The organism is Phaeobacter sp. NW0010-22 (assembly GCF_040365955.1).
GTDB lineage: Bacteria > Pseudomonadota > Alphaproteobacteria > Rhodobacterales > Rhodobacteraceae > OMPR01.
Map to the genome: position 1 here is coordinate 338,271 of NZ_BAABWT010000004.1, position 16,178 is coordinate 354,448.

The 16,178-nt window shown below is 52.9% G+C and carries 15 protein-coding genes; 6 read left to right on the forward strand and 9 right to left on the reverse strand.

Annotated features, from left to right (window positions below; translation table 11 throughout):
* The first annotated feature begins 79 nt into the window (after positions 1-79).
* On the forward strand, positions 80-325 hold the full coding sequence (locus ABWV33_RS22425) for a DUF7742 family protein (protein WP_502930908.1): 246 nt from the start codon (positions 80-82) through the stop codon (positions 323-325).
* A gap of 93 nt (positions 326-418) precedes the next feature.
* Entirely contained in the window at positions 419-1,228 is an 810-nt protein-coding gene (cysE, locus tag ABWV33_RS11070) for a serine O-acetyltransferase (RefSeq protein WP_121997073.1), read from the forward strand.
* A 112-nt stretch (positions 1,229-1,340) separates the two neighbouring features.
* On the opposite strand, the gene ABWV33_RS11075 is transcribed toward cysE, so the two are convergent.
* From ABWV33_RS11075 to ABWV33_RS11095, 5 genes are all read right to left on the reverse strand, one after another.
* Entirely contained in the window at positions 1,341-2,654 is a 1,314-nt protein-coding gene (locus ABWV33_RS11075) for a pyruvate dehydrogenase complex dihydrolipoamide acetyltransferase (protein WP_353330743.1), read from the reverse strand.
* A gap of 12 nt (positions 2,655-2,666) precedes the next feature.
* Positions 2,667-4,025, reverse strand: coding sequence for a pyruvate dehydrogenase complex E1 component subunit beta (locus ABWV33_RS11080; RefSeq protein WP_353330745.1), 1,359 nt, complete (start codon positions 4,023-4,025; stop codon positions 2,667-2,669).
* A 14-nt stretch (positions 4,026-4,039) separates the two neighbouring features.
* Positions 4,040-5,029: a pyruvate dehydrogenase (acetyl-transferring) E1 component subunit alpha gene (pdhA, locus tag ABWV33_RS11085; protein ID WP_113824394.1), complete on the reverse strand. Its 990-nt coding sequence runs from the start codon at positions 5,027-5,029 to the stop codon at positions 4,040-4,042.
* Positions 5,030-5,141: 112 nt separating this feature from the next.
* Positions 5,142-5,441, reverse strand: coding sequence for an FtsB family cell division protein (locus ABWV33_RS11090; RefSeq protein ID WP_113824393.1), 300 nt, complete (start codon positions 5,439-5,441; stop codon positions 5,142-5,144).
* 178 nt (positions 5,442-5,619) lie between these two features.
* Positions 5,620-6,807 carry a phosphoglycerate kinase gene (locus ABWV33_RS11095; protein WP_353330747.1) on the reverse strand — a complete coding sequence of 396 codons (1,188 nt, stop codon included), beginning with the start codon at positions 6,805-6,807 and terminating at the stop codon, positions 5,620-5,622.
* Between the two features lie 132 nt (positions 6,808-6,939).
* On the opposite strand from ABWV33_RS11095, the gene ABWV33_RS11100 reads away from it, so the two are divergent.
* On the forward strand, positions 6,940-7,446 hold the full coding sequence (locus ABWV33_RS11100; RefSeq protein ID WP_121997078.1) for a peptidylprolyl isomerase: 507 nt from the start codon (positions 6,940-6,942) through the stop codon (positions 7,444-7,446).
* Positions 7,439-8,011 carry a peptidylprolyl isomerase gene (locus tag ABWV33_RS11105; protein WP_113824390.1) on the forward strand — a complete coding sequence of 191 codons (573 nt, stop codon included), beginning with the start codon at positions 7,439-7,441 and terminating at the stop codon, positions 8,009-8,011. Before ABWV33_RS11100 ends, ABWV33_RS11105 begins: the two co-directional genes overlap by 8 nt.
* Before the next feature lie 206 nt (positions 8,012-8,217).
* Here the strand turns inward: ABWV33_RS11105 and ABWV33_RS11110 are convergent, their stop codons facing one another.
* The 4 genes from ABWV33_RS11110 to ABWV33_RS11125 form a co-directional block, all read right to left on the reverse strand.
* Positions 8,218-8,733, reverse strand: a complete 516-nt coding sequence (locus ABWV33_RS11110) for a bactofilin family protein (RefSeq protein ID WP_113824389.1) — start codon at positions 8,731-8,733, stop codon at positions 8,218-8,220.
* Entirely contained in the window at positions 8,723-10,051 is a 1,329-nt protein-coding gene (locus ABWV33_RS11115; protein WP_353330750.1) for a DUF5930 domain-containing protein, read from the reverse strand. Before ABWV33_RS11115 ends, ABWV33_RS11110 begins: the two co-directional genes overlap by 11 nt.
* 188 nt (positions 10,052-10,239) lie before the next feature.
* Complete coding sequence (locus ABWV33_RS11120) at positions 10,240-11,070, reverse strand: ferritin-like domain-containing protein (RefSeq protein ID WP_353330752.1); 831 nt, start codon at positions 11,068-11,070, stop codon at positions 10,240-10,242.
* On the reverse strand, positions 11,067-11,528 hold the full coding sequence (locus tag ABWV33_RS11125; RefSeq protein ID WP_113824387.1) for a peroxiredoxin: 462 nt from the start codon (positions 11,526-11,528) through the stop codon (positions 11,067-11,069). The genes ABWV33_RS11120 and ABWV33_RS11125 overlap by 4 nt, the downstream gene beginning before the upstream one ends.
* A gap of 84 nt (positions 11,529-11,612) precedes the next feature.
* On the opposite strand from ABWV33_RS11125, the gene ABWV33_RS11130 reads away from it, so the two are divergent.
* Both ABWV33_RS11130 and queA read left to right on the forward strand, forming a co-directional pair.
* The gene (locus ABWV33_RS11130) at positions 11,613-14,981 is read left to right on the forward strand and encodes a YhdP family protein (protein WP_353330754.1); all 3,369 of its coding nucleotides are present in this window, start codon (positions 11,613-11,615) and stop codon (positions 14,979-14,981) included.
* Between the two features lie 49 nt (positions 14,982-15,030).
* Positions 15,031-16,080: a tRNA preQ1(34) S-adenosylmethionine ribosyltransferase-isomerase QueA gene (queA, locus tag ABWV33_RS11135; protein ID WP_353330756.1), complete on the forward strand. Its 1,050-nt coding sequence runs from the start codon at positions 15,031-15,033 to the stop codon at positions 16,078-16,080.
* Positions 16,081-16,178 lie beyond the last annotated feature (98 nt).

Sequence of the window (16,178 nt, forward strand, 5' to 3'; positions counted from 1 at the left end):
GGGGATGCGCCCAATTTTTCATGGGGATATTACCTGTGCAGCGCGGGCGTTGTTGCACGTACCCGCTGCACAGTGAAGGTTGCTCTGTCGTCGTCTGTTCAAAGAAGCAGCGGCGGCAGACACTTTTGTTCGCCTCACAGGACAAGTGCATTCGACATTCGGAAATGGATCGTTGATGGCTGCAGCGCGTAAGAGAGTACTGGCCGATGAACCAACCCTAAACAATGCTGATTATTGCCAGTGTTTGATATTGATCTTGGATTTTATTCGCCAAGAGGTCGACACAGAGGGCATTGATTTAAAGATATCCAAAACAAACGGTTAGGAAGTTTGTTGGATGGAATTATTAGGCCAGAGGTTTTCGTTTGCTTGTTCGTGCGCTACATTAGAACAAGTCGCAATGAAGGACGCGAGACCCATGGCTGAAACCAAGGCACAAATTTCGTCAGTTGATCCCGTTTGGACGCAGATCACACACGAAGCGCATGAAGCTGTAAATCAGGAGCCTTTGATGGGGGGACTGGTGCATGCCTGTATCTTGCATCACAAAAGCCTTGAAAAGGCTCTCTCATACCGGATCGCAGCCAAGTTGACATCAAATGAGATGTCTATGCTGGTTTTGCGCGAGATTGCAGATCAAGCCTATCAAGACTCACCCGCTTTGGTTGAAGCATCGCGCGCTGACCTGGTTGCTATTTTCGAACGCGACCCTGCCTGTCATCGGCTGCTGCAACCAATTTTATACTTCAAAGGATATCAGGCCGTTCAGGCATATCGTATCGGGCACTGGCTCTGGTCGAAAGGTAAGTATGACTTAGCTTACTTTTTTCAGATGCGGATCTCAGAGATTTTTGGCATTGATATCCATCCGGCTGCCAAAATTGGGCGCGGGATCATGATTGACCACGCCCATTCGATCGTGATCGGGGAAACCGCAGTTGTTGGGGATAATGTTTCTATGCTTCATTCAGTGACTCTGGGCGGTACTGGTAAAGAGGAAGAAGATCGCCATCCGAAGATCGAAGATGGTGTTCTGATTGGAGCTGGTGCAAAAGTGCTGGGTAACATCCGTGTGGGACATTGTAGCCGTGTTGCTGCTGGATCCGTTGTATTGTCAGATGTTCCACCGTGTAAAACTGTTGCAGGTATCCCAGCCAAGATCGTTGGCGAAGCTGGGTGCGATCAACCTGCAGTCAGTATGAACCATATGTTGGGGCCAAAAGGCTGAAGGTTTTTGTCACTACGATTTTGACGGTTAAGTGACATGAAATGCGTAAGAACAAACAAAGGCCTGACTGAGTATCAGTCAGGCCTTTGTTTTTATTGGTTATGTCAGATCTCTAGGCCAACATGACCATTGGGTTTTCCAAGTTCTCGACGATGGATTGAAGAAGTTGTGCACCCAAGGCACCGTCTATTACACGATGGTCGACCGACAATGTCACAGACATTACCGTTGCAACGGCGAGTTCCCCGTCCTTGCCAACGATTGGCTTTTTAACGCCCGCACCTACCGCAAGGATTGCACCATGAGGTGGGTTGATAACTGCATCAAAGTTATCGATTCCAAACATACCTAAGTTCGAGATGGCAAAGCTGCCCCCCTGATACTCATGAGGTGCCAATTTACGATCTCGTGCGCGACCTGCGAGGTCTTTCATTTCAGCAGATAGTGCTGAAAGGGACTTCATGTCAGCATCTTTCAAAACTGGGGTGAACAGCCCACCTTCGATGGCTACTGCGACTGCTACATCAGAAGGTTTTAGTTTTAGGACGCGATCTCCGGCCCAAACAGAATTGGCATCAGGCACGGATTGAAGCGCTAAAGCGCAGGCTTTGATGATGAAATCATTGACGCTCAGCTTGACGCCGCGTCCCTGCAGTTGAGCATTTAGATCGCCTCGGAATTTTAGCAGAGCATCCAATTGGATATCACGACGCAGATAGAAATGCGGAACTTGCTGTTTTGCTTCGGTCAAACGTGCGGCAATTGTTTTGCGCATACCGTTCAGTGAAATCTCTTCGTATTCACGGTCGGCATACATGCGTGCAACCACATCTGCAGACGGGCCCGCAGAAACGGTAGGTGCCGCAGACGCCGCCGCCGGCGTTGAAACTGCTTGAACTGCATCCGCAACAGGAGTCGGTGCGGTGGCCGAAGCTCCTTCAACATCGGCTTTAACGATCCGACCGTGTGGTCCGCTGCCCTGAAGCTGCGCGAGATCGAGCCCCTTTTGGGCAGCAATACGGCGTGCAAGAGGAGAGGCAAAGATCCGGTTCCCGTCACGCGAGACCGGAGCAGCGGATGCCTCGGCACTTGTCGCAGGAACAGTTTGGGTGGCTGTTTCAGCTACGGCCGCTGGTAAAGTCACCACAGGGGCAGGGGCGGCAGAAATGTCGTCGGCGCTTTCGCCGTCTTCCAAGAGCACGGCGATTGCAGTGTTGACTTTGACTCCTTCGGAACCCTCGGCGATCAGGATCTTTCCAATCACGCCTTCATCAACGGCTTCGAATTCCATCGTCGCTTTGTCGGTTTCGATTTCGGCCAACAGATCACCTGAAGACACAGTGTCGCCCTCTTTGACCAGCCATTTTGCAAGAGTGCCTTCTTCCATCGTAGGGGACAGAGCCGGCATCAGTATTTCGGTAGGCATTTGATAAACTCCTTACCGGTATGTGACTTGCTTCACGGCTGCGATCACATCATCGGTGGTCACCAGCGCGAGCTTTTCTAGGTTTGCGGCATAAGGCATAGGAACGTCCTTGCCGGTGCAATTGATGACGGGTGCGTCAAGGTAATCGAACGCTTCCTGCATCACAACCGATGAGATGTAGCTGCCGACAGACCCTTGGGGCCAACCTTCCTCCACAGTAACCAGCCGGTTTGTTTTCATCACCGATTTGATGATTGAACCTGTGTCCATTGGGCGCAAAGTCCGAAGGTCGATGACCTCAGCACTGACACCATCTTCGGCTAACTTGTCCGCAGCTTCCAACGCGTACTGCATACCAATCCCGAAAGACACGATGGTCACGTCTGTGCCTTCACGCCAGATACGCGCTTTGCCAAACGGGACAGTGAAATCGTCCATTGCTGGCACGTCAAAGCTGCGGCCATACAAAATTTCGTTTTCCAGAAAGATTACCGGGTTCGGGTCGCGGATGGCTGATTTCAAAAGGCCTTTGGCATCGGATGCAGAATAGGGCATCGCAACTTTCAGACCGGGGATCTGCATGTACCAAGCTGCATAATCCTGGCTGTGCTGAGCCCCAACGCGCGCCGCAGCACCGTTCGGTCCACGGAACACCATAGGCGCGCCCATCTGACCACCGGACATATAGAGCGTCTTAGCTGCCGAGTTGATGATGTGGTCAATCGCTTGCATCGCAAAGTTGAAAGTCATGAATTCAACGATTGGCTTCAGCCCGCCAAAGGCCGCTCCAACTGCAATACCGGCAAAACCATGTTCTGTAATAGGGGTGTCAATCACCCGCTTAGAACCAAATTCATCAAGCAAGCCTTGGGAGACCTTGTAGGCGCCTTGGTATTCCGCAACCTCTTCACCCATCAGGTAGACGTCTTCGTCTCCTCGCATTTCTTCGGCCATCGCATCGCGCAAAGCTTCACGAACAGTTTGCTGCTTCATTGATGTGCCTTCGGGCCAATCTGGTGTCAGGTCAACCTGAGGTGCAGCTGGTGCAGCAGCAACCGTTGACGCGGCACTGGTTGGAGCAGGGGCGGTTGCAGGAGCCGGTGCAGCGGCGACATCACCCACCTCTTCGCCTTCTTCGACCATGATGGCGATAGCAGTGTTCACTTTCACGCCTTCGGTGCCCTCTGCAATCAAGATCTTGCCGACGATGCCTTCATCAACGGCCTCGAATTCCATCGTTGCTTTGTCAGTTTCGATCTCGGCCAGAATATCACCCGAGGATACGGTATCGCCTTCTTTGACCAACCATTTGGCCAATGTGCCTTCCTCCATGGTCGGCGACAGGGCGGGCATAAGGATTTCAATTGCCATGTCTAATCTTCCCCTCAGGCGTAAATATCAGTCCAGAGCTCATCAACGTGAGGCACTGGGCTTTCTTTGGCGAAATCAGCGGCGGCGTTTACCACATCTTTGATTTCCTTATCGATGGCCTTGAGGTCATCTTCGGTCGCGTGTTTGCCAGTCAGAAGCAATTCGCGCACCTGTTCGATCGGATCGCGCTCTTCGCGCATCTTTTGAACTTCTTCGCGGGTTCTGTACTTGGCGGGATCTGACATCGAGTGGCCACGATACCGATAGGTTTTGATTTCCAGAATATACGGGCCTTTGCCTGAACGGCAGTGTGCGACGGCTTTTTCACCAGCCTCTTTAACCGCGAGAACACTCATCCCATCAACTGCTTCGCCGGGAATGCCAAAGGCTTCTCCGCGGGTGAAAATGTCTGGGGTCGAGGTAGAACGCGATTGTGCGGTGCCCATGGCGTATTGATTGTTCTCGATGACGAAAATAACCGGCAGATCCCAAATCGCCGCCATGTTAAAGGCTTCATAGACTTGGCCCTGGTTTGCGGCGCCGTCCCCGAAATAGGTAAAGGTGACACGCCCGTTGCCTTTGTATTTGTCGGCAAAAGCCAACCCGGCCCCGAGTGGGACCTGTGCACCCACAATGCCATGACCGCCATAGAAATGCTTCTCTTTGGAGAACATATGCATCGAGCCGCCCTTGCCTTTAGACAGGCCGCCTTCGCGACCAGTCAGTTCGGCCATGACGCCACCTGCATCCATGCCGCAAGCCAGCATGTGGCCGTGGTCACGGTAAGAGGTGATCCGTTTGTCGCCTTCTTCGGCTGCAGCCTCAAGACCAACAACAACGGCTTCTTGTCCGATGTATAGGTGACAGAACCCTCCGATCAGGCCCATGCCATACAGTTGCCCCGCCTTTTCTTCGAATCGACGGATTAACAGCATTTCCCGATAGTAAGTGGTCAGCTCTTCGGCAGAAACATTTGGTTTCTTTGTACTTTTTCGCGCGGCCATCGTGGCGATCTCCCCCTTGCGGCAAGATAGTTTAGCGTTAAACTATCTTTTAAAGCATTTGGGGCGATCTGGCGAGAGCTATTATGACGCGGGGGAAATTCGCCGTTTCTGCTTAGCGAATGACAATCTCGTCCGAGCGAAGCAATCCCAAGACTGAACGCGCTTGCTGATCCAAGAGGTCCAGATCCAGATAGGTATCTGAAAGGCGCCTGGTCAGATTTTCGGATTCTTTGATTTCGGCGGTCAGCGCTTCAAGATCTCGGGACAGAACGTCTTTTTCAGCTGTGATCTCGACACGGCGGAACAGGCCAAAATCCCCCTGCACAGCGGCAAATGTAAAATAAACGCCAAGTGCAAATGCAGAGGCGAAAAACAAGAGAGAGCCGATATTGGGTCGATTAGAACGGGACACGGGGAAACCTGCCTATTTCACTGCCTTACATGCACCCTTTGCGGGCGTCTCTATTCACAATGACACATACGATTCGTTTTGTGAATCCCCAAATCTGGGGATCAAAAACTGCTGTATTGTTTGCGTTTCAAACGCCCCAAGATCAATCAGGACGTCCGAGGATCATTTAGCGAGTGAATTAGCTAAGTGCAGCAACTCCGGGTAGGGTTTTGCCTTCCATCCATTCCAAAAAGGCGCCGCCAGCGGTTGAAATGTACGTGAAATCCGCCGCCGCCCCTGATGCGTTAAGGGCTGCGACTGTGTCGCCTCCGCCGGCAACTGATACAATTTGCCCTGATCGCGTCAAAGCGGCCGCTTTCAAAGCAGCTGCATTTGTAGCAGCGTCAAAAGGTTCCAGCTCAAATGCCCCCAGTGGTCCGTTCCAGATGAGAGTTTTGCTGCTCTCAAGGACCCGGCTGATCTCGGCAATACTTTCAGGGCCCGCATCCAGGATCATGCCTTCATCAGGGCAGTGGTCAGCATCTACAATCAAATGCGGAGCATGAGATTCGAACTTTTCTGCAACGACGATGTCTTTTGGAAGAATGATCTTGCAATTCAGCGCGTCGGCTTTAGCCATGATTTCAAGCGCGGTTTCTTTCATGATACGTTCGGCCAACGATTTCCCGATGTTCATCCCTTTGGCTGCCAAGAATGTATTGGCCATGCCGCCGCCAATGATCAGGTAATCCACTTTTTCGATCAGATTCCCCAGAAGCTCCAGTTTTGAGGAAACTTTGGCGCCGCCAACGACGGCTGTCACAGGGCGGTTGGGAGCACCCAATGCTGTTTCCAGGGCTTCAAGTTCCGCTTGCATCAGGCGGCCTGCGCAGGCCGGTAACAGGCGCGCAATCGCTTCCGTTGAACTGTGTGCACGGTGGGCTGCCGAAAAGGCATCGTTGCAGTAAATTTCACCCAACTTTGCCATGCCCTCTGCCAAGTCTGGATCGTTCTTAGTTTCGGCCGCGTGAAATCGTGTGTTTTCCAACAACAAAACTTCGCCCGGCTGTAGCGCATCAGCCGCCGCCTGAGCACCGGCCCCCACACAATCAGCTGCAAACAGAACCCGCGTTTCAAACGCGCGCTCCAGCGTTGGAATCAGTTGGTTCAGCGAGAGATTCTCGCGGCGTTCACCACCTGGACGGCCAAAATGAGCAAGAAGAATAGGCTTGCCGCCAGCTGCGAGAATATCGCGAACGGAGGGAGCAATCCGGCGAATGCGGGTGGAATCAGTCACAACGCCGTCGACGATCGGCACGTTGATGTCCACACGCACAAGCACGCGCTTACCGTTTAGATCCATATCGTCCAGTGTCTTCCAGCTCATGACCTATAACTCTCCTGAAATACAAGGTTTACGCATTTCTCTAAAGGAAAGTGCGTCCGGGTCAATGGCGTGCCTTGTCGATCCGGTCCCCACTGATTAGTTTCCGCTCAAGTAAATTCACAGGAGAGCCTCATGGCCGAGATCAAAGATCCCGAAAACACCATCATCATCGAACTGAAAGACGGCAACGTTGTTATTGAATTGTTGCCCGATGTCGCGCCTCAGCACAGTGCGCGTATGAAAGAACTGGCCCGTGGCGGCGAATACGATAACGTGGCCTTCCACCGCGTGATCGATGGGTTCATGGCGCAGACTGGTGATGTTGCCAACGGCGACATGGAAGACGACTTTAACCTGCGCATGGCAGGTACCGGCGGATCTTCCTTGCCAAATGTCCCTGCTGAATTTTCCAAGCTGCCACATGATCGTGGAACCATCGGTGCTGCGCGTTCTGCAAGCCCAGACAGCGCGAATTCACAGTTCTTTATCAACTTCAAAGACAACAGTTTCTTGAACGGTCAATACACTGTCTATGGCCGTGTGATCGAAGGCATGGAACATGTTGATGCGATCCAGCGTGGCGAGCCACCCGCGAATCCTGACCGCATGATCAGCGTCAAAGTTGCTGCAGATGCGTAAGCTGGCAGCAGCCGTTGCTTTGATGGCAAGCCCCGCGCTTGCCATCATTGGCAGCACACCCGCGCTCGCAACCGGTCTTAAAATCGAAGTTGAAGGGGAGGCCAATGGCATCATCACTATCGACCTTCTTGAAGACATAGCGCCCAAGCATGCTGAACAAATCGCAGCTCTGGCGAGTGAAGGCAAATACGATGGTGTGGTGTTTCACCGCGTGATCGATGGCTTCATGGCGCAAACCGGTGATGTTGAGTTTGGTAAACTGGGTGGCGATATGCGCCGTGCTGGTACAGGGGGATCTGATCGATCGGATCTCGCGGCAGAGTTTTCAGACGTGCCTTACGAACGTGGCATTGTCGGGATGGCGCGGTCGCAAAACCCAAACAGCGCCAATTCCCAGTTCTTCATTATGTTTGCACCGGGGCATTTCCTGAACGGTCAATACACTGTCGTTGGAAAAGTGACAGGTGGCATGGATGTCGTGGACAAGATCAAGTTGGGCACAGGCCAGAACGGATCCGTTGTTGGGCAGCCAGACGTCATGAAGAAGGTCACAGTGACCGAATAATCCTGTATCTGGCGCCTATTTTACTTATCCGGGCGCCGGATCCCTTTCAAAAGCAACGATACTCCCGGCTGACTTTCGCCGGGCTTTTTAGTGCCAACGCGTGCGCAATCAGCCCTCACCTTCCAAACTGCACAAGACAATTGAAAAAGCGCACGTGGTGGGGTTCACAACGCGCGCTTTCAAAATCTTGTGGTCTGCGAAGGGGCTTAGGCGCCTTCTGGCTTTGCGGCCGGAGCAGCTGCAGCAGGGTTTGCTGCGGGTTTGGTCGAACGACCCGGGTTCAGCGGATCATCTTGGCGCTGGACGGAACCCTCAAAGTGGGCACCGCTTTCGATCGCGATAGTTTTGTGAATGATGTCGCCTTCGACGCGCGCAGTCGACGTCAGGCGCACTTTCAAGCCACGTACGCGACCGACGATACGGCCGTTGATCACTACGTCATCAGCGGTCACTTCGCCTTTGATCGTGGCGGTTTCTCCAATGGTCAGCAGATGAGCGCGAATATCGCCTTCTACTGTGCCTTCGACCTGAATGTCGCCCGTGGTCTTAAGGTTCCCTGTGATATGCAGGTCAGACGACAGAACCGATGCCGGTGGCTTGGGCTTTGGGGCAGAAGCTTTGAAATCGCTCGGAGATGTCTTGGTTGGAGCAGCAGGGGCGGCAGGCTTGGTCGCCTCAGGTGCTTTTGGTGCGGGCTCGTTGATTTTGCTCTTAGAAAACATTGCGTGCAGCCTTGATATAGATCATGGGGTTTACGGGTCTTCCATTGACCCGCACTTCGTAATGGAGGTGCGTGCCGGTTGACCGTCCGGTACTGCCCATATCAGAGATATGATCCCCGCGCGAGACCCTTTGGCCGACCTTTACGCGGATCCTGGTATTATGGGCATAAAGTGTCTCAATGCCAAAGGCGTGTTTGATTTTGATTAAACGTCCGAATCCGGACTGCCAACCCGCATGCGAGACGACGCCATCAGCAGTGGCGAAGATATCGGTACCATGCGCACCAGCAAAGTCGGACCCGTTGTGCATCCGACGTCCACCGGTTTTGGGATCACGACGATACCCAAAGCCGCTTGTGTACCGAACAGCAGAGCGGACAGGGCTTGCAAAAGGCGCCTTTTCCGCAGCAATTCGGTATAGGTTCAGCTGATCCATTTGTTGTAACAATTTATTCGCACGCGCTTCGTCAGCTGAAGGTTCCTCACCGCGCGTGCTGAAGGATAAAGGGGTCAACGGACCCCCCTGACCGCTATATCCGCGCCGAACCTGTTCCAAGATCCGATCGGTTGGCATGCCCGCGCTGCGGAACATCTTATCCAGTGGTTGAACCGAAATGGTCATTGCTTCTTCTAGCTGGCGAAAGATCTGATCATTTTGCTCTTTCATCAGGGCGATATGTTGTTCAAGCGTCGCACGGTCGTCTAGCGCAGCTTGCGCGTCCGTCTGAATTTGATCCCGCTCTTCGGCGGTTTTGGCCAATGCCTCGGCCATGAAATCCATCTGTATCGGGTCAACAGAAACGGACCCATTGTTGGCAAGGTCGCTTTCAGTCTGCTCCGTCAGCTGCGTCAATGATTGGCGTGCGGCTTCGCGCTGCTTCATAGTGCTGCGCAGGGTCGTTTGGATAACCTCGATTCCCGTCTCAAGCTCACGTCGCAACGTTTCTGAGGCTAGCAAATCCGATTGCATCACCGAAATCTGCGACAGGGCAGCATTGAAACGTTGCTGCGCCGCCAGCGCTTCGACGGCCCGGCTGTCACGTTCAAGCGACAGAGCGTTCAAACGCTCTTGGTAGGTGGCTTGATCCCGTTTGGCTTGCTCTCGAAAGTTACCAGAGCCTATGCTGTCCATGAGCAGGATCGCGGTTGAAACGATGCTCCAAGCGACAACTCCAGCAACACCCGCAAAGGCCAACAGCTGGGTTTCAGGTTTGAGCCGGATAAATCGGGTGTCATTGTCCGATTTAAGAAAAACGCGACGCTCTGGAAAAAGCTTCTCCAGGGTCCCGTGTATTTTTATTGCAAGACGTGTTCGCACGCGTCCACCCTTTGTTTCCCCATTCAAGACCACAGGGCAAAGGCCTGTTGGTCCTGAGGCGTGTGAATACCTGTGAGGGGGCGATTGGGCAAGTTTGTTAACAAGATCGGCAGGGTTAGCCGCATTTTGTAACATCAACCGGCGAAAAATCGCCGATCTAGCCAGCTCACAAACATTGAGAGACAGGCTCAGGGATTTTCTTTTTCCAAAGCCTCGGTCAACGGCCAATAAAAATCCGGGGGGATTCCGGCCTCAGCGCGCTTTTCCTCGTTGAAAGGAGGTTTCAGTGCCCCGTGAAAGTAGCGCCGAACAAGGTCATGAAAGGCGTCTTTGGGATCGATGTTGTCGCGTCCGCACAAAAAGTGGAACCATTTAGACCCATAGGCAACGTGACCAACCTCTTCGGCATAAATGATTTCCAGAGCTTCAATTGCTTTGGGCAATTTAGCGCTTCTAAACACATTGATCATCCCTGGGGTTACATCCAAACCACGCGCTTCGAGGACCATTGGAACAACGGCTAAACGTCCCAGCAGATCCTCGGCGGTGTCTTCGGCTGCGCGCCACATGCCTGCATGCGCGGGCAGGGCTCCGTAGAAACTGCCCAAATCTTCCAAACATCCGCAAACCAGATTGAAATGACGAGATTCTTCTTCGGCGCATTTGACCCAGTCGTCGTAGAACCCCATCGGCATTGGCACATGACCAAACCGCGCGATGATATCCCAATGCAGGTCGACGGCGTTCAGTTCGATATGTGCGACCGCATGTAAAAGAGCGATCCGACCAGCGTCTGATCCAGGACGCCGGCGCGGTACGTCACGCGGCGATAGAAGCTCGGGCTTGTCTGGTCGCTTAGGGTGCATCGGAGGCGCAGCAGTCCCGATTTCAATGTTTGGTCCTTCACCCGCTCTGAAGTCTCGCCAAGCTTTGGCATATTTTCGAGACAGATCTGTTTTCGCCTGACCGTCTGCCGTCTGCAGAACATCGACGGCCATTTGTGCAAGGGTCAGTGTCATAGGGCTTTTGCCGCTTCTAGAACCTCTTCAACGTGACCGGGTACTTTGACTTTACGCCAGATTCGCAGAATCTTTCCATCGCTGCCAATCAGAAACGTCGATCGTTCTATGCCCCAGTGCTTTTTGCCATAGAGGTTTTTTTCCTTCCACACGTCATAGTCTTCACATGTGGTGCCATTTTCGTCCGAAAGAAGCGGCGTTGTAAGTTGGTGTTTCGTTATAAACTTCTCGTGTTTGGCGACCGTATCTTTGGAAATTCCGAAAACCTGAACGCCAAGGTCGGCAAAGGCTTGCAAAGCATGTGAAAAGCCAATGGATTCCTTGGTACAGCCCGGGGTATCATCGCGAGGATAGAAAAACAGGACAACGGCACTTCCACGCAGGTCCGATAAATTTACGTCGCTGCCCCCGTCACGTGGCAGGGAAAAATCAGGGGCGAGATCGGAAATTTCGAGCATGAATAAACTCCGGCAAGGATTCAGATGTTGGTGCGCGCATCATAGGTTGCGGTTGAAAAGTTGAAAGAGACCCAAGACAATTCCTTGGCAAAGACCAAGGCAAACGGTGCAACGCCAGTGGTTCGCAAGCGATCTCGGGTGCGTTCAAGTAGCCTATGGGTTCTGCGAGGGACATTGGCACTGATTGTGTTGATGGCGCTGAGCGTCGCCATGGCTGTGGGTCAAAAAATTCATGCCCCTGAATGGCTCCGTCAACAAGTTGAAACGCGAATCGAACAGAACCTCGGAGGTATGGATCTGTCCTTTGGTGAGGTCAGCGTGATCGTCAATAAAGGGTGGCGTCCACGTGTGCGTCTGGAAAACCTGAATTTAAAGGATTCAGAAGGCCGCCAAGTCATACAGCTCAGAGATGTCGAAGCGACGATTGCCGTGCTGCCTTTGCTTTCGGGACAAATCCAACCTGAACGCGTCCAAATGAATGGGGCGTTCATCACGCTGCGCCGTGGGGAGAACGGCAACCTTACGCTAGCCTTTGATAACTTCGATCGCCCCGTCAACAGTGCGCCGAATATGGCTGAGCTGATCGAGGAATGGGATCGTGTTTTTCTCCGTCCGCAGTTTGCGTCGCTTTCCTCCCTAGAGCTAAATGGCATAAATCTGAATTACGAGGATTTGCGACACAAAAGAGCGTGGACGCTGGATGGAGGGCGCATTCAAGTCACTCTGGGAGAAGACAGTTTGCGTCTGGCAACAGGGTTCACCCTTTTGAGTGGTGGGGATACCGTCAGTGCAATTGAGGCGAATTATTCAAGTAAGCTTGGTCAACCCGACGCGTTTTTCGGCGTGTCCGTAACGGATTTACCTGCTGCAGATATTGCGCTCCAAACCCCTGCGTTGGCTTGGATGCAGGTTCTGCGCGCCCCTATTTCCGGGGCTTTGCGCGGCAGCGTGGATGAGGCCGGCACCCTAGGCCCGATATCTGCAACGTTGCAGATTGCAGCTGGGGTGTTGCAGCCAAATGAAAAAACAAAACCAATCCCATTTAACGGGGCACGCACATATTTCACATTTGACCCGCTCAAAAACGAACTGGACTTCAATGAGCTCTCTGTCGATAGCGCTTGGGGAAGCGCAAACGCCGAAGGGAAGGCGTACCTGGATGGGGTTGAGCAAGGTCAGTTGGAAAACCTTGTCGGGCAATTTCAATTTGCAAGCCTGAGTGTAAACCCCGCCGGGTTGTTCAAAGACCCAATCTCACTGGATCGGGTTGATGTCGATTTCCAGATGAAACTGAATCCGTTTCGGTTCCAAGTTGGCCAAATGAACATCGTGGATCAGGATCAGACACTCCGACTTTCTGGGCTGTTGGCCGCGAAACCCGCTGGGTGGCTGTTAGATGTTGATGGTGCGCTAGATCGCACAACACCCGCTCATATTTTGTCCTACTGGCCACCATCTTTGGCGGTAAAACCGCGATTATGGGTTCAGAAGAACTTGATGGAGGGAGAAGCAACCAACGCAGATCTCGCTTTGCGGATACGACCCGGTGTTGAACCTAAACTTTTTGGGAATTTTGATTTCTCTAATGCTAAGGTCAGGTTTGCAAAGACTTTACCCCCTGTTGTCGGTGGTCGTGGGCAAGCCAGTTTAACGGGGAAACGGTTCGCTTTACTTGCCCACGCGGGCACGATTGTCACCGATCATGGCGACACGATTGATGCGACCGGAACATCATTCATCATTCCTAACATTACTATCCCCAAGGCTGCGCCAGGAATCGCCCGGATCATAGGATCGGGCAGTGTGGCTTCGTTTTTGTCCCTCTTGGACCGACCACCATTGAATGTAATGAAAGAGGCCAACCTTCCGGTTGATTTGGCCAAAGGGCAGGTGAATGTCAGCGGGACCTTGGCTTTGCCTCTCAAAGATCGCGTCACGATTGATGACATGGAGTTTCATCTGACGGGTGATGTTTCAAACGTGCACAGTTCAGTACTGGTGCCGGGCGTTGATATCAGTGCGCCTTTGTTGCAGGTCTCCGGAAATCAGACAGGTCTTACATTGTCAGGGGACGGTTTTTTCGGGGCTGTTCCGTTAACCGCCAGTTGGCATCAGCCTATCGGAAAAGTTCGTGGTCAGCGCAGCCGCCTGACCGGGGAAATCGAGGTGTCTCAACGTTTGTTGCAGCAGCTTGAAACGGGCCTACCGCCTGAAATGGTTTCCGGCACCGGAAAGGCTCAACTCACGCTCGAACTGGGGGGGAAGCAGCCGACGACCCTGTCTGTTCTCTCTGATCTCCAAGGGGTTCGGCTCGCACTACCTGATCTGAATTGGGTGAAACCTCCGAACGTCAAAGGGAGTTTGGATCTGAAAGCAACGCTGGGTAAGACAGGCGTGATCGAGACGATCTCAATTGCGGGGAATGGGTTACGAGCCAATGGATCCTTAACGTTTGACGAATCCAGCGGGTTGAAACGTGCGCGCTTCAGAACTTTTGAACTAGGCCAGTCTGTCGCGGTACCAGTTGAACTTATTGGGCAAGGCAAAGGGAATGCCCCGCAGATTCGCATTCTGGGCGGGGTGATCGATTTACGAAAATTACCCGAGACATCAGGGGCCGGTGCTGGCGTTTCGAGCGGCCAGACGTCGGAAAAAATGGATGTGAAACTGGATCGCCTCCAGGTCACCGACTCGATTGCGCTGACGGCTTTCACAGGGCAGTTTTCAGCCAAGGGGGCTCTGTCCGGAAACTTTACAGCACAATTGAATGGTCAAACATCCTTGCAGGGGCAGGTATTGGCTCGCAAGTCAGGGACGGGTGTATTCCTGCAATCCGACGATGCTGGAGGTATTTTACGCGCGTCAGGCATTATGGATCAGGCATTCGGAGGCGATTTTAAACTATCGCTTGAGCCTCTCAAAGGCGCAGGTTTCTACGATGGGCGCTTGAAAATTAACAAAACCAGAATTCGGGATGCACCCGCGATGGCGGCTCTGTTCAATGCGATCAGTGTCGTTGGGCTGGTCGATCAAATGGCGGGACAGGGCATACTTTTCTCTGAAATTGATGGTAAAATGCGTATCAGCCCCAATTCCATTCGTATCCTGGAGGGCAGCGCGGTGGGTCCGTCAATCGGGCTGTCTGTAGATGGATCTGTTGATACTGAGCGTAAGCGTCTAAATCTGCGCGGCGTGGTCTCTCCGATCTATTTGCTGAATGCCATTGGCAGCGTTCTGACCCGCAAGGGCGAAGGCGTAATCGGATTCAATTATACCCTGACAGGCCCGATGGACCGGCCTGATGTTTGGGTCAATCCGCTGTCTGGTTTGGCTCCGGGTTTCTTGCGCAATCTCTTGCGAGCCCCATCAGATTTACCGCCTATTTCGCCAGCACCGGCGCCTACAAAGGGCCCTTCGTCTAGCCCTAAGTCGAGCCCAGGTGGGAACCGCTGAGGGCGATAAGGAGTGGCATTCATATGCCAGCCACATTATAGCGCCGTGCATGAAACTCAGTGATTTTGATTTTGATCTTCCAGAAGATCTGATTGCCACACGTCCGGCGTCTCCGCGTTCGTCGGCGCGCTTACTTGTGGCCGACGTAGGGCAGATAACGGATGCCCATGTATTCGATCTGACGGAATGGCTGCGCCCTGGCGACCGTTTGGTTCTAAATGACACAAAAGTTCTGCCAGCGCGGCTTAGCGGTAAGCGTCATCGCGATAGCGCACAGGGACCGGTGTCCGCCGCGATCGAAGTTACGTTGCTTGATCCCAAAGCAAGCGGCACCTGGACCGCTTTGTTAAAACCACTGAAGAAAATAAAAATTGGTGAAAGCATCATCTTCACCGATCAGTTTTCAGCCGTTCTAGAAGATGTGATCGAAGGGCAGGGCGTATTAAGGTTTAATCTGACTGGGTCAGATTTTGACGGCGCGCTGAGCGAGGCGGGCGCGATGCCCTTGCCTCCGTATATTGCGGCAAAGCGCAAAGCTGATGCACAGGACAAAACGGATTACCAAACTGTTTGGGCCCGCCACGCGGGGGCCGTTGCTGCGCCAACGGCGTCCCTGCATTTTGATGACACTCTATTGTCTAAGCTGACTTCAAAAGGCGTGGAGTTTACACATGTAACGCTACACGTCGGTGCAGGGACCTTCCTACCAGTCAAGGTTGAGGATGTCACAACCCATAAAATGCACGCCGAATGGGGCCATGTCAGTGAGCAGGCGGCAGCCGAGATAAACGAAACCAAGGCTGCCGGTGGGCGTGTTATTCCAGTCGGGACAACCGCCTTGCGCTTGATCGAAAGCGCCGCACGCTCTGGTCGGATCCAAGCTTGGGACGGAGAGACCGATATCTTTATCTACCCTGGGTTTGAATTTCACGTCACCGATGCATTGATGACCAATTTCCACCTGCCAAAATCCACCCTGTTGATGCTTGTTTCAGCCCTGATGGGCAAAGGCCAAATGGACGAGATTTATGCTCACGCGGTAAATTCCCGCTACCGGTTTTTCTCTTATGGGGATGCGTCGCTTTTGTTCCCATCTTAGCCGTTTCCACGAAATCCGACTCTGCAAATGTCGTAGACAAGCGCGCTAGTTCGGGTGTCTGATGACACTTGGAGTTTCAACGCTGTCGGATAATACGG

Excerpts from the sequence above, each read along its gene's own strand:
- cysE (WP_121997073.1), top strand. The coding sequence starts at position 419 with ATGGCTGAAACCAAGGCACAAATTTCGTCAGTTGATCCCGTTTGGACG.
- ABWV33_RS11100 (WP_121997078.1), top strand. The coding sequence starts at position 6,940 with ATGGCCGAGATCAAAGATCCCGAAAACACCATCATCATCGAACTGAAA.
- ABWV33_RS11080 (WP_353330745.1), bottom strand. The coding sequence starts at position 4,025 with ATGGCAATTGAAATCCTTATGCCCGCCCTGTCGCCGACCATGGAGGAA.
- ABWV33_RS11105 (WP_113824390.1), top strand. The coding sequence starts at position 7,439 with ATGCGTAAGCTGGCAGCAGCCGTTGCTTTGATGGCAAGCCCCGCGCTT.
- ABWV33_RS11125 (WP_113824387.1), bottom strand. The coding sequence starts at position 11,528 with ATGCTCGAAATTTCCGATCTCGCCCCTGATTTTTCCCTGCCACGTGAC.
- ABWV33_RS11110 (WP_113824389.1), bottom strand. The coding sequence starts at position 8,733 with ATGTTTTCTAAGAGCAAAATCAACGAGCCCGCACCAAAAGCACCTGAG.
- ABWV33_RS11120 (WP_353330752.1), bottom strand. The coding sequence starts at position 11,070 with ATGACACTGACCCTTGCACAAATGGCCGTCGATGTTCTGCAGACGGCA.
- ABWV33_RS11075 (WP_353330743.1), bottom strand. The coding sequence starts at position 2,654 with ATGCCTACCGAAATACTGATGCCGGCTCTGTCCCCTACGATGGAAGAA.
- ABWV33_RS11095 (WP_353330747.1), bottom strand. The coding sequence starts at position 6,807 with ATGAGCTGGAAGACACTGGACGATATGGATCTAAACGGTAAGCGCGTG.
- queA (WP_353330756.1), top strand. The coding sequence starts at position 15,031 with ATGAAACTCAGTGATTTTGATTTTGATCTTCCAGAAGATCTGATTGCC.
- pdhA (WP_113824394.1), bottom strand. The coding sequence starts at position 5,029 with ATGGCCGCGCGAAAAAGTACAAAGAAACCAAATGTTTCTGCCGAAGAG.